Origin of the sequence: Priestia sp. LL-8, from assembly GCF_036227845.1 — a bacterium.
GTDB classification, from domain to species: domain Bacteria; phylum Bacillota; class Bacilli; order Bacillales; family Bacillaceae_H; genus Priestia; species Priestia zanthoxyli.
Genome location: NZ_JAZAQH010000001.1, coordinates 1,063,127 through 1,076,241 on the forward strand (window position 1 = coordinate 1,063,127; position 13,115 = coordinate 1,076,241).

At 41.0% G+C, this 13,115-nt stretch carries 11 protein-coding genes; 9 read left to right on the forward strand and 2 right to left on the reverse strand.

The features are described from left to right. Positions 1-19: 19 nt before the first annotated feature. Positions 20-826 (reverse strand): MurR/RpiR family transcriptional regulator, encoded by an 807-nt coding sequence (locus tag U9R83_RS05435; protein WP_014461247.1) that lies wholly within the window; start codon positions 824-826, stop codon positions 20-22. Positions 827-1,016: 190 nt separating this feature from the next. Between U9R83_RS05435 and U9R83_RS05440 the strand changes: the two genes are divergently transcribed. The 9 genes from U9R83_RS05440 (at position 1,017) to U9R83_RS05480 (ending at position 11,684) form a co-directional block, all read left to right on the forward strand. Beyond that, a complete protein-coding gene (locus U9R83_RS05440) occupies positions 1,017-2,387 on the forward strand; it encodes a sigma-54 interaction domain-containing protein (protein WP_014461246.1) in 1,371 nt (456 codons plus the stop codon). A 73-nt stretch (positions 2,388-2,460) separates the two neighbouring features. Beyond that, entirely contained in the window at positions 2,461-3,777 is a 1,317-nt protein-coding gene (locus tag U9R83_RS05445; protein WP_014461245.1) for an aspartate aminotransferase family protein, read from the forward strand. 63 nt (positions 3,778-3,840) lie between these two features. Beyond that, entirely contained in the window at positions 3,841-5,247 is a 1,407-nt protein-coding gene (locus U9R83_RS05450; protein ID WP_034275543.1) for a sodium:solute symporter, read from the forward strand. Between the two features lie 130 nt (positions 5,248-5,377). Then, positions 5,378-6,715: an MFS transporter gene (locus U9R83_RS05455; RefSeq protein ID WP_014461243.1), complete on the forward strand. Its 1,338-nt coding sequence runs from the start codon at positions 5,378-5,380 to the stop codon at positions 6,713-6,715. A gap of 330 nt (positions 6,716-7,045) precedes the next feature. Beyond that, positions 7,046-10,075: an efflux RND transporter permease subunit gene (locus tag U9R83_RS05460; RefSeq protein WP_328575100.1), complete on the forward strand. Its 3,030-nt coding sequence runs from the start codon at positions 7,046-7,048 to the stop codon at positions 10,073-10,075. Between the two features lie 166 nt (positions 10,076-10,241). After that, positions 10,242-10,415: a hypothetical protein gene (locus U9R83_RS05465; RefSeq protein WP_328575101.1), complete on the forward strand. Its 174-nt coding sequence runs from the start codon at positions 10,242-10,244 to the stop codon at positions 10,413-10,415. A 91-nt stretch (positions 10,416-10,506) separates the two neighbouring features. Further along, on the forward strand, positions 10,507-10,680 hold the full coding sequence (locus U9R83_RS05470; RefSeq protein ID WP_033578251.1) for a hypothetical protein: 174 nt from the start codon (positions 10,507-10,509) through the stop codon (positions 10,678-10,680). Between the two features lie 101 nt (positions 10,681-10,781). Continuing rightward, entirely contained in the window at positions 10,782-11,045 is a 264-nt protein-coding gene (locus tag U9R83_RS05475) for an autorepressor SdpR family transcription factor (protein WP_013082079.1), read from the forward strand. Beyond that, positions 11,046-11,684 carry an SdpI family protein gene (locus U9R83_RS05480; RefSeq protein ID WP_328575102.1) on the forward strand — a complete coding sequence of 213 codons (639 nt, stop codon included), beginning with the start codon at positions 11,046-11,048 and terminating at the stop codon, positions 11,682-11,684. Positions 11,685-11,833: 149 nt separating this feature from the next. Here U9R83_RS05480 and U9R83_RS05485 read toward each other — a convergent pair whose 3' ends face one another. Beyond that, positions 11,834-12,826 carry a DUF3231 family protein gene (locus tag U9R83_RS05485; protein WP_328575103.1) on the reverse strand — a complete coding sequence of 331 codons (993 nt, stop codon included), beginning with the start codon at positions 12,824-12,826 and terminating at the stop codon, positions 11,834-11,836. Between the last annotated feature and the right edge of the window lie 289 nt (positions 12,827-13,115).

Below are 13,115 nucleotides of genomic sequence, written 5' to 3' on the forward strand. Positions count from 1 at the left end.
CTTCCTTTCTTTTGATCATTTATTCTAAAAAGATGCCTTGCTCGGCATAGAGCTTTTCCAAGTGTTCCTGTCGTTTTCCAGCCGTTTTTTCATCTCTTTTTTGCATGCTGCCAATTACAACTTGCGATAGGGCAAGAAGTGATAAAATATGTTCGGTTGTGCCGGCTAAAAGCGTGATATCAGCGATTTGGCCTACCGGAGACAGACGGCGGTCTGTAATGGCAATGACTTTTGCTCCTTGTTTTTTAGCCTGCTGAGCTACTTCAAGCGCTTCTTTTGTATAGCGCGGCAGTGAAAATACCACAACGGTTGATGCGCTCGTGAGATTGCATAGCGTTTCAAGCAAGAATCCAGTTGGAAAAGATAAAAGAACATGATTGCGAAGCTGATTCATTTTATAATACAGCCAGTAGGCTGCCGTATGAGATTCACGGAAACCCGCAATATACACTTGATCACTTTTGATAAGCGCATCTACAGCTTGAGATAAATCCTTTTCGTCAACGGGGGAAAGCCATTCACTAAAAGGTTTCTTTTCTTCCGCTGCAGAATCAGCTGCATGCTTGTTAGCTGCTTCTTTTGATTCGGCAGAAGAAAGCCATTCTTTTCGCATTAGCTCCTGCAAATCTGAAAAACCATTTAACCCAAGTGCGTAAGCTAGGCGAATAACGGTTGTTTCACTGACACCTGCTTCTTTGCCAATTTGCCCGGCCGTGTACAGCGAGCCTTTTTCCATAAAATTAACGAGAAACTCCGCTACTTTTTTCTGACCGCGAGAAAGGTCAGGGAATTTATGTTTAATTAATTCTTGAAATGATGGATTCATATAGCCTCCTAAAAAAAGAAGTTATAACTTCATAAAGATATATTAATGCATTTTAAACTTCATTTCAATTACTGTTTCAAAATAAAAAGAAGCCTTCGTGATATAATAAATTGATTATTCAAAAATAAATGCCATTATTCAAAAACGAATTGTATTTTATTCAAAAGTGAATAGAAAGCGGGGAGCATACATGAATTCAGAATGGAATGAAAATCAGTGGATCCTTCATTCATTAAAAGATGATTTGCTTGTCACGGATGAAAAAGGCATCATTGTCCGAATACATGAAGGAACGGGAAACATTTACGATGTAAAAGCTGAAAAACTGCTCGGAAAGTCTGTGTATGAACTTGAAAAACAAGGGTTGTTTACGCCAATCGTTACCCCAATTGTGCTTGAAACAAAGAAGAAAATTACGCTTGTACAAACAACTAAACAAGGCAAGCAAGTGCTCGTTACAGGCATTCCTGTCAAAGATGAAAAAGGAGAGATTAAAAGAATTGTCAGCTATTCTCACGATGTGACGGAGCTGATGGAAATGAAGACATATCTTGATGCGATGGAAGGCGAAATGCAGCGCGTAAAGAGCGAGCTTATGCTGCTAAGAAACCAAAACCTATCAACTGAAGGAATTGTATGCAACAGCGATAAGATGCAGCACGTTCTTCGTACGGCCGTTCACGTTTCGAACGTGGACGTAAATATTTTACTTTTAGGGCAGTCAGGAGTAGGGAAAACGCACTTAGCCAAGCTGATACATAACAAAAGTACAAGAAGCAAAGGGCCGTTTATTGAAGTGAACTGCGGGGCAATTCCAGATCATTTATTTGAAGCGGAACTGTTTGGCTATGAAGCAGGGGCTTTTACCGGTGCATCGAAAAACGGAAAGGTGGGGCTGGTCGAATTAGCAGACGGGGGCACGCTTTTTTTTGATGAAGTGGGAGAACTGTCACCGGCGCATCAAGTGAAAATTTTAAAGCTCATTCAAGAAAAACAGTTTTATTCCGTTGGAGGAAGAAAGCCTAAAACCGTGGACTTTCGCTTAATTGCAGCGACGAACAAAGATTTAGAAAAAGCCGTTGCCGAAAAAGAATTTCGAGAAGATTTATATTTTCGTTTAAGCGTCGTACCGATTACCATTCCATCTTTGAACGAGCGCCCTGAAGATATTTTTCCGCTGCTCACACATTTTGCCGAGCAGTTTGAAAAGAAATATAACCGAAAAAGAACGTTTGATAATGCGGTTATTCACGCACTGCTTTCCCACGAGTGGAAAGGAAACGTACGAGAGTTAATCAATGTGATTGAACACGCGGTGGTTGTATCTTCACAAACGCTGATTACAATGGAGCATTTGCCGCATTCTCTGCATAGGAAAAAACGGGTTCAGTACGTTGAAGAACATGGGGAAATGAAGCTTAATGACGCGTTAAACGAGCTGGAAAAAGAGATATTAGTAAGAGCAAAAAAACAGTATAAAACGACAACAGAAATAGGTGAAGCACTCGGAATCAGTCAGCCTTCAGTTGTTAGAAAATTAAAAAAACATTCCGTTTTTTAACGTCTTTGGCACGCTCTTTGCATGTAAAACAAGTACAAACACATTACTTGATAGATTGCGAGGAGGAAGTCAGATGACGCAGGCATCACTTACACAGTTAATGAACAGTTTACCGGATTTACTAGCACCAAGCATGGCGAAAGATCACCCTAATTTACCGGTGGTAAAAGCTGAGGGCTGCTACTACTACGGAGCGGACGGAAAAACGTATTTAGATTTTACATCAGGTATTGCAACAGCGAATACAGGTCATCGTCACCCTAAAGTTGTACAAGCGATTAAAGATAGCGTTGATCATCTTATGCACGGCCCGTCAGGTGTGATTATGTATGAATCCATTTTACAGCTGGCGGAAGAATTAAAAACAGTATTGCCAAGAGGCCTGGACTGCTTTTTCTTTGCTAATAGCGGAACTGAAGCAATAGAAGGAGCGTTAAAACTGGCAAAATACGTGACGCAAAGACCTTATACGGTTTCATTTACGGGCTGCTTTCACGGCCGTTCTCTCGGAGCGCTTAGCGTGACGACATCAAAAAGCAAATACCGGAAATTTCTTCAGCCATCGGGCTTAACGTATCAAGTGCCTTATGCAGACGTGACTCAGTGTCCAAAAGGAGAAGATCCGGAAATCTACTGCGTGGAAAAGTTAGAAAAAGATTTTGACACGTTGTTTAAGCATCAAGTAACGCCGGAAGAAGTGGCGTGCATGATTGTAGAGCCGGTTCTTGGAGAAGGCGGCTACGTAATCCCTCCGAAAGCATGGCTGCAAAAAATAAGAGAAGTGTGTGATAGACACGGCATTCTGCTTATTTTTGACGAAGTGCAAACAGGGTTTGGACGTACCGGCGAGTGGTTTGCAGCTCAAACGTTTGACGTGACGCCTGACATTATGGCAATCGCAAAAGGCATAGCATCAGGACTTCCGTTAAGTGCTACTGTAGCTTCTAAACAGCTCATGGAAAAGTGGCCGATTGGTACACATGGAACAACTTTTGGAGGCAATCCCATTGCTTGTTCAGCAGCACTTGCGACGCTGGACGTATTAAAAGAAGAAAAGCTGATTGAGAACTCAAAAGCAATGGGGAAATATGCAGCGGATCAGCTTCAGCATTTAAAAGCGAAGCATGAAGTTATCGGGAGCATTCGTTCAGTGGGACTAATGATTGGAATTGAAATTATTAATCCGAAAACAAAGCAAGGTGACGGAAATCTTCTTCTTGAGATTTTAGACAAATGTTTGGAAAAAGGGGTGCTGTTTTACCTTTGTGGAAATAGCGGAGAAGTGATTCGAATGATTCCTCCTTTAACGATTACAAAAGAAGAAATTGACGCCGGGCTTCGCGTGTTAGACGAAGCATTGACAGAAATCACAAGTCTTCACGTGATCTAAAGCTTTAAGAAGCTCTTTGTTTCAACAAAAGATAAATTGACCCATAATAAGGAGGAATCTGTTATGAACGGACTGGATATGACGGTTATGTTTGTCTATTTTGGCGTATTGGTTGTAGCGGGTATTATTGGCTCGTTAAAAGCAAAGTCATCAGAAGATTTTATTTTAGCCGGAAGAAACTTAGGGATGTTTATGTATTTAGGATGTTTATCAGCCGTTATTTTAGGCGGAGCGTCAACGATTGGAACGGCTCAGCTTGGCTACGAGCACGGGCTGTCTGGCATTTGGTTTGTGACGATGATTGGACTTGGAATCATTACGCTTGGCACGATTTTTATTAAGCGGATTTCGTCGTTGAAAGTGACGACTATCAGTGAGCTGCTAGGAAAAAGATATAACGCTCAAGCGCAAATTATCAGCGCGGTTGTTGCCGCTATTTATACACTCATGGTATCAGTCACTCAGGTGATTGGAATGGGAACCATCATTCATGCGTTGCTTGGATGGAACATGACGGCATCGATGTTAATTGGCGGTTCGATTGTTTTGTTCTACACGATTTTAGGCGGAATGTGGAGCGTAACGGTTACTGATATTATTCAATTTGTTGTGATGACGGTGGCGATTTTTGGATTTATGCTTCCAATGAGCGTATCAGAAGCAGGGGGTCTCAAAGCGCTCACCGGTGATTTACCATCATCGTATTTTGATTTTTCATCGATTGGATACGGTCAAATTTTTCAGTATTTCCTCTTGTATACGCTTGGTATGGCAGTTTCTCAAGATATTTGGCAGCGAGTATTTACGGCGCGAACAGAAAAAATTGCGCGAAACGGCTCTATTTTTGCAGGGGTGTACAGCATTGCCTACGCAATTGCGGGAAGTGTAATTGGAATGTGTGCGTATTTGCTGCTGCCAAACGCAGAAAGCAGTCAAAGCATTTTTGCGACGCTTGCGATTCAAATTCTGCCTCAAGGGTTATTAGGTCTCGTACTTGCAGGCGTTTGTTCGGCGCTGATGTCAACTGCTTCAGGAACACTGCTTGCGTCTTCTACGCTCATTAGCAACGATATCATTAAAAAAGTGTGGCTTAAAAATATTTCAGAGAAAAATTATTTAATTTTAACCCGTGTGAATACACTTATTGTCGGCGTGCTTGCTATTATTTTTGCTCTTTGGATTCAAGACGTGCTTGTTGCTTTAGACGTGGCGTATGCGATTTTATCAGGAGCGATTTTTGTTCCGTTTGTTGTCTCGCTGTTTTGGAAAGACATTCATCCAAAAGCAGGAGTTTCAGCGATTGTTGTTAGTACGCTAGTAGTACTTGGAGGTCTATTAATTGAAGGACTTTCTTCTACCACGCCAATCCTATACGGAATTTCAAGCAGCATCATTGTAATGGCTGGATTTGCGGTTATGGCTCGAAACAAAGAACTGTCTGATCAAGAAAAGGTTCAAGAAGATATGTGAATAAGGGGGTAAAAAGCTTCTCATAGTAAAGTGAGAAGCTTTTTAGCATTTTGTATGCATAAGTATAGACAACAAACGGCAAGGAGGAGTACACTAGACGCTCAGATTATAGAGATAAGGAGATTGGTACATGAAGAGCAGAACGTCCGTAATGGTTAGTATTGTGCTGGCAATGCTAGTGGCTTCGCTTGATTCAACGATTATGAATACGACGATGCCCGTTATTGCAAAAGAGCTTGGAAGATTTGATTTGTACGCGTGGTCGTTTGCTTCGTACATGATTGCAAGTACGATTTTATCTCCGGTAGCGGGAAGATTATCGGATTTATTTGGCCGCAAAAAAGTATTTGGGTTTGGAATTATTGCTTTTTTAATTGGTTCAATGCTTTGCGGCGTGGCAAATACGATGATTCAGCTTGTTCTTTTCCGTGCGGTTCAAGGAATAGGAGCCGGGTTTATGGTGGCCTTTCCCGCTATTATTGCCGGAGACTTATTTCCTGTCGAGAAACGAGGGAAAATTCAGGCGCTGTTTACAACGATGTGGGGATTATCAGCTGTGTTGGCTCCGCTTTTAGGCGCTTTTTTTGTGGATTATTTAACGTGGAGATGGATTTTCTTTATTAATTTGCCGGTATGTATCGTCGCGTTTCTAGCGTTAATGCCGTATCAGGAAAGCTATGAGCCGAAAAGAGCAAAAGTCGATTACATCGGTGCTATATTGTTTGGAGCTGGCGTTACGTCACTGCTGCTTGTGACGGTAGTGGAACAAAACCGAGTTGTGTATGCAGTAGCGGGACTTATTTTATTGGTCATTTTTTATCTCCATGAACGAAAACATGCTTCTCCGATTGTACCGCTGTCCATGTTCCAAAACAAAACGCTGTCATGGATTAATATCAATGCGTTTATTGGAACGGTGGCTTTATTCGGAACGTCAAGCTACATTCCGTTATTTTTACAGCGAGTAGCGCATTTGTCACTGTTTATGAGCGGAGTTGCGCTGTTAGGAACAGCGGTCGGATGGATGTCTGTGTCCGTGCCTGCAGGTAAATGGATTTTGAAACACGGCTACAGAAAGCTGTTGTTAATCGGGAATGTGCTGCTCGTTGGCTCAGGAACACTTCTGCTGATGCTAAATGAAAGCCACGGTTTCTTCTACGTGTTCTGCGTCATGATTGTACAAGGGCTATCGTTTGGTCTGCTGTCTACGGTTGGAGTCATTGGTGTACAGCAATTAGTAGGAGGACATGAAAGAGGTATTTCAACGTCATTTTTTATGTTTTGCAGAAACATGGGAACAGCAATCGGCGTTACGATTATGGGTGCGTTGCTGACTTCAGGCGGAAGCTTTATGGCAGGCATTCATCACTTGTTTTTATTTGGCTTTGCCGGAAGCATCGTGGCTTTATTAACGTCGTTAAAGATTCAAAACGATACGGAAACAAAGCACAGTCGAGCTGCTAGTTAAGGGAATTTATGCTAAATATGTTTATTTCATAAAAAAACGGGAAGAAACCAAATAAGGTCATAGAATTGCCTGAGAAATCGTAGGCATATTCTTCTTCTTCTTTCACTTACTACATGTGGGACGCCGGGTATCGGCGTCTTTTTTTGCGTTGTAAAAAAGCTGCTTATATAACCCAAAGCATATCTATAAATAATTTTGTTCAAATAATGGGACTTTTTACAAAAATAAGTCTTTAAATGGTAAGGGAGATTAGGTATAATTTAGTGGTTATTTAGCATATTTTAGAAATGTTTGACTGAGTTTGTACGAAAAAGTGAAAGGGGATATTTCATGTCATGGCTCACCAAATGGTCGTTCAAAAATAAAGCGGCTATTACCATTATGTCTATTTTAATTTTAGCTTTAGGAGTCATTAGTTATTTTACACTTCCGATGGAGTTCCTGCCGACCGCTGATCAGCCTCAAGTGTCAGTAGTAGTTATGGGGCAAGGAACGGATGCAGACTCGATGGAAAAACAAGTGACGTCACCGATTGAAGAAGCGGTAGCCGGTGTTAAAGGAAAAAGCAACGTGTATTCAACGACGGGAGACGGCTATTCCAAAATCGATATTTCATTTGAATCCAAAACGGATATGAAAGAAGCAAAAACAAACGTCCAAGAAGCGCTGTCTTCGGTGCAGCTTCCAGCCAGTGTATCAAAGCCTAATGTTATTCAATTAAATACCTCTATGATTCCCATCGCAGATATTTCACTCACATTTAAAGAAGGATTAACAAGAGACAATCTGGATCTTGCAGAGAAAAAACTGATCCCTAAATATAAAGACGTTAAAGGCATTGCGAGTGTTCAAACGTATGGAACAGCGGATTCCTACGTGTCTATTAAAGTTGATAATAAAAAATTGTCACAAAAGAACGTGACTATTGATAAAGTCATCAGCGTGTTAGAAGGAAAAAACACGTCGCTTGCAGTTGGAGAAAAAGTCATTAATAACAAGTCGAGCAATATCAACGTAACTGGTAAAATTGACAGCTTGGACAAAGTGAAAAAGCTGCCGGTTGCACAGGGTGTAACGCTAGGCGACCTTGCAAAAGTAGAGGTGAAAAAGCCTGAAGGCGTCGTGACGCATATTAACGGAAAAGATGCACTTTTACTTATTGTTACAAAAGACAGTCACTCAAACGCCGTTAGCATCACAAAAGAAGTAAAAAAACTGTCTCAGCAAATTAACAAAGACTATAACAATGTGAATGCTTCTGTATTTTTTGCAACAGGGGACAGCGTACAAAACTCTGTTCATTCCATGATGAAAGAAGTGTTGCTAGGCGCACTTTTTGCGACCGTTGTCATCATGCTGTTTTTACGCAGCGTTCGCTCTACGTTTATCACAATTGTATCCATTCCGCTATCGCTTTGCTTTACGCTTTTTTTATTATCCAAATCAGGCGTCACGCTCAACATTTTAACGCTTGGAGGAGTAGCGGTAGCGATTGGGAGATTGGTAGATGATAGTATCGTTGTCATTGAAAACATCTTCCGCAAAATGCAAAAAGAAGAGTTTTCGCTTGGACTGATTATTGATGCCACAAAAGAAGTAGGCTCTGCTATTACCGCTTCTACATTAACAACAGTAGCCGTCTTTTTACCAATCGGCCTTGTAAACGGAGGGCTTCAAGACTTTATGCTTCCGTTCGCTCTAACGCTGACCTATTCGCTGCTGTCTTCATTAATTGTGGCGCTTACCGTTGTACCGTTAATGAGTGCCGGGTTATTAAAAAATGAAAAACTTCGCAAGCACAAGCAGCCGGTTCGTTTTACAAAGGTTATAACATGGTCGCTTAATCATAAATGGGTTGTGCTGCTGCTTTCGCTGCTTTTATTTGTCGGATCTATTGGCGCGTACACGATGATGCCTAAAGGAGCGGTTGATAACTCTTCATCTGACTTTGTAGGCACAACGTTAAGCTATCCAAATAACACGCCAATTAAAACCGTAGAAGAAAAATCACTGCAGCTTGAACGCTACATTTTAGCTCAAAAAGAAGTAAAAGAGGTATATATGCAGCTTGGTAATACGGATGAAGGAGCCAAGTGGGGAGACGTTGGTTCGCCTACTGAAGCTACGTATACGATTACCGTAAAAGACAGTGGAAACACTGATTCGCTAATGAAACGAATTCAAAATCAAAAGAAACTCTATGACGGAGGGGATCTTAGCGTAAGTGCAGCTTCACTAATGGGAGCGTCCACTACTTCCATTACCGTTGATGTAATTGGAAACGACATGAACAAGTTAGAAAAAACAGCAAGCAGCATTAAGAAAGAAATCAGCGATATAAAAGGAGTAGACAAAGTTTCTACGAACCAAGACGAAAAGAAAACGATTTACTCTTTAGACGTAGATCCAACAAAAGCGAACACGCAGCAAGTAGCGCAGCAGCTTGGCGTTATGCTGAATAAAACGCCGATTGGAGCGATAGATTTAGAAGGCAAGCAAGCAAACGTACTTCTTGAATCTGTCTTAAATCCAACGTCACCAAAAGAGTTAAAAGATATTTCTATTATGACAGAGACAGGACCGTCACCTGTTTCAAAAGTGGCTTCGCTAACGCAAGCTGAAAAGCCAACAAATCAGTTTCATAAAAATGGAGACCCATATATTCAAGTAACAGCGGATGTCAATCCAGAAAAGCTTTCAGAAATTAATAAAGACATTCAAACAACCATTTTTGGAGACGGTAAGAATAAAGGACTGTCGATTTCAAAAGATGTTGACGTTGTAATCGGCGGAGCAAGCACTCAGCAAGGAGAAGATTTCTCTGACTTGTTCATTACGATGCTCGTGTCGATTGGTATTGTGTTCTTAATTATGGTCATTACGTTTAAAACGATCCGCACGCCTTTTGCCATTTTATTTTCACTTCCGCTTGCTGCAATCGGTGCCGTTTTAGGATTATTAATCAGCCGTATCCCAGTAGACGTAACAGCTTTACTTGGAGCCCTGATGCTGATTGGTATTGTTGTAACGAATGCGATTGTACTATTAGACCGCGTGAAGCAAAATGAAAAGAAAATGATTATGCGCGATGCTATTGTCGAAGCAGCCGCTACGCGTATGCGTCCAATTGTCATGACGTCTGCTGCTACGATTTGTGCGATGCTGCCGCTTTTATTTAAACAAAGCGAAAGCGGAAGCCTTGTTTCTCAAAGTCTTGCAGTCGTTGTAATCGGAGGATTAGCCGTTGCAACTCTGCTTACACTTGTAGTCATTCCAGTTGTATATGAACTGCTTCACTTTAGAAAATCGAAAAAACAAAGAATACAGCAAAAACAGCAGGAAGACGTAACGCCGCTATAATGTTTAAAAGAGGTTAGGACATAAGTAATTTAGTTGAAGGAAGAGGCTGGGACAAAAGGATTTTAGACAAAGTGAAAACCGAACCATTAATCAAGATGTTTGATTCGTGGTTCGGTTTTTTTGTTAGGGTAAACATAGGTTTCATGTGTGTAAGTCTTTCTAGCAGTTGATTGGAGGGCAAGGCGAAGACTCCTGCGGGAAAAGCGGAACAGGTGAGACCCCGCAGGAGCATATGCGACGAGGAGGCTCAGCGGCCGCCCGCGGAAAGCGAAGCCTTGCACGGAAATCAACTGCGGTGTCACAAGCGACTCAGCTCATTCTCTCATCTGTTTGTCTTTAGCTGGAATTGATTTGGTTACGTTCCAGCCTCTTTTTTATGAAACTTTTTGACTAGTCAAACGTATAGTTAGATAAAGAAATGGAGGGGTAGTATGTTTCGAATAAAAGAGCGATGTTCCGTTTGTCAAAAAGAAATTCAGCCGAATGAAGAAGTATGGATGAGAATGAAGTATCCAAGTAAAAGAGGAATGACCGAAATCAAAGCTTTTTTACATCAAGAGGCGCAGTTTGTATGCATGGACTGCTTTGGAAAAACAAAAAAATGAGTCAAACCCGTACTCTTTTCAACATATTGACATAGTATAATTTATAGTTTAATATTTAGATAATTATCTAAATACTTAAATGTGATGGAGATGAACTTTAATTGAATGAAACGTTTAAAGCTTTAGCGGATCCTACTCGCAGGAAGATTTTAGAGCTGCTAAAAGAGCGGGATTTAACCGCAGGAGAAATTTCCGAGTATTTTAATATGACCAAACCAAGCATCTCAAATCATTTGAAAATCTTGAAGCAAGCGGACCTCGTTCAAGATGAAAAAAGAGGGCAGTTTGTGATTTATTCGTTAAATACAACCGTTTTTCAAGATTTAATCGGCTGGTTTTTCAGCTTTCAGAAAGGAGAGAGTTAAATGAAAAAACACGTATTTCCTTTAAGCATTACCCTTTTCACACTAATTGCATGGCTGATTGCACTGCCGCATCTTCCAGCTACAATGCCCATTCACTGGGGAGCAAATGGAGAAGCAGACGGATTTGCCACAAAGATAAATGCAATGATTTTAACAGTAGGAATCATGGTGCTTATTTATTTTGTCATCGCATTTGTGCCGCGAATTGACCCGCGTAAAGAAAATTATAAGTACTTTTCAAAAACATATAACATCCTGTTAAACGCCGTACTGCTATTATTCTTTTTTGTAAATATGAGCACTATTTTACAGGGGCTGGGCTATAACGTGCCGATGTCGTACATTGCTCCGATTATGGCTGGACTCGTTTTTATCATTATCGGAAACTACTTGCAGCGCGTGCGCTCTAACTATTTTATGGGGATTCGTACACCGTGGACATTGAGCAATGAAAACGTATGGAAAAAGACGCACCGTTTATCCGGAAAGGTCTTTTTTATCGGCGGACTGCTAATTCTTATTAGCGCTTTTTTACCTGATGGATACAAGTCAGTTACCATGTGGGGGAGTATCGTTCTGTGCGTGGCGATTCCTTATCTGTATTCGTACTTGGCGTATAAAAAAGAAATGAATATGTAAGCATACAAAAAAATCCGGTGAACACACCGGATTTTTTTATGGATAACATATCAACCGTAACGCCACCGTTCGTGTCACGCCGGCTGATGAGAATAAATACAGCATAAAGTATGAAACGCGTTTCAGGTCAAGAGCTGCTATGAAAAAACTTACATTTGCTTACGATCGCTTGCTTCAGGCGGCTTTTCAATCCATCCATTTTTAATCATCACTTCGCTGCAGCGCCCCGCTACTTTTAAGTCTCGTAAAATACACGCTTCACAGTGCCCAACAATATCAAGCCTCATGCTAGTAGTCATTGCCGTTGCGTAATAGGTAATGGCTACTTTAAACATTGCGCCTGCGTGAAACGTCATCAGCTTTTCTGAAAAAGGCGCGTGCGTAGACGTTGTGATTTCATTATCCAAAAGCGGAGGCGTATGAAGGTTTTCTTCGTGCATAATGGAAGAAAAAAGCTCAATATGCTTGTGGGCCACATCAAGTCCAGTCTCCATTACTTTCTTCACATCTTTTCGTTTGCTCACTTGTTTAAAAGCAATTAAAAGCGCTTTGGTTGCCATGCTTTTGCGTAAGTTAAAATAAATATTACCGGCTTCCGTTGCGTTTAAAAGGCGCTGCTTTCCTACAAAATCAAGAGCGTAAGTCAAATCCGTGATCGGCTCTTGTTTTTTCGGATTTAAAAAATAAGGAGCGGGTACATAAAGATTTTTTGCTAAAAGCAGATCGAGCGACCGATTATAGATCTCCATCGCATCTAAATTGCACTGATGGTAATAATCTCGAAGATCTCGGCGAACCGAAACGCTAAATGAAATGCCATACCCTGACAAGCCGTGAATCGTCATGTCATGAAGATACTTCAGCCAAAACGAGTCTGTAAAAAGCGGAGGTGCGTGCAAGTCCACATCTTCATCTGTAAAACCTTTTGGCAGCGGAAAATGTTCAGCATGAAAAATGGCAGTCAGCAGCTCAATATGCTTTTTCGATAGCTCTAGCGAAAAGGCAAATAGCGACCGAATCTCTGCATCCGTTACCGTTGCAAGAACGTATTTTGCTACGCAAGCCGCCAGCGTATCCTGCTGATACTGCGCGCATAGACTCGTTATTTCAGGCGAAGTCAAACGCTTGCTTTCTGCGTTCAATTGGCTTTCCTCCTATCTATAAAAATGGTACGTATTTATAAAAAACAGATAAGTATAGTGTGGACAAGGGTGTGTTAAATTATTCCATGAGCAAAACGCTTATTAGTGAAGAGTTAAAAAAGGTGCTCGCTGATTGTTAAGTAGATAAATTATTTTTTCTAGGTGATGTAAGAATATAAGAAGGAAGTTTGTTCTTGATTAAGATCAATATCTGATTGAACACGACATTTGCACTAATTAGTGGATATTTATCGAAAAATGTTCTTTATTGAGGTTTACTTTTTGTCAT

Excerpts from the sequence above, each read along its gene's own strand:
- U9R83_RS05450 (WP_034275543.1), top strand. The coding sequence starts at position 3,841 with ATGAACGGACTGGATATGACGGTTATGTTTGTCTATTTTGGCGTATTG.
- U9R83_RS05435 (WP_014461247.1), bottom strand. The coding sequence starts at position 826 with ATGAATCCATCATTTCAAGAATTAATTAAACATAAATTCCCTGACCTT.
- U9R83_RS05455 (WP_014461243.1), top strand. The coding sequence starts at position 5,378 with ATGAAGAGCAGAACGTCCGTAATGGTTAGTATTGTGCTGGCAATGCTA.
- U9R83_RS05440 (WP_014461246.1), top strand. The coding sequence starts at position 1,017 with ATGAATTCAGAATGGAATGAAAATCAGTGGATCCTTCATTCATTAAAA.
- U9R83_RS05460 (WP_328575100.1), top strand. The coding sequence starts at position 7,046 with ATGTCATGGCTCACCAAATGGTCGTTCAAAAATAAAGCGGCTATTACC.
- U9R83_RS05445 (WP_014461245.1), top strand. The coding sequence starts at position 2,461 with ATGACGCAGGCATCACTTACACAGTTAATGAACAGTTTACCGGATTTA.
- U9R83_RS05470 (WP_033578251.1), top strand. The coding sequence starts at position 10,507 with ATGTTTCGAATAAAAGAGCGATGTTCCGTTTGTCAAAAAGAAATTCAG.
- U9R83_RS05480 (WP_328575102.1), top strand. The coding sequence starts at position 11,046 with ATGAAAAAACACGTATTTCCTTTAAGCATTACCCTTTTCACACTAATT.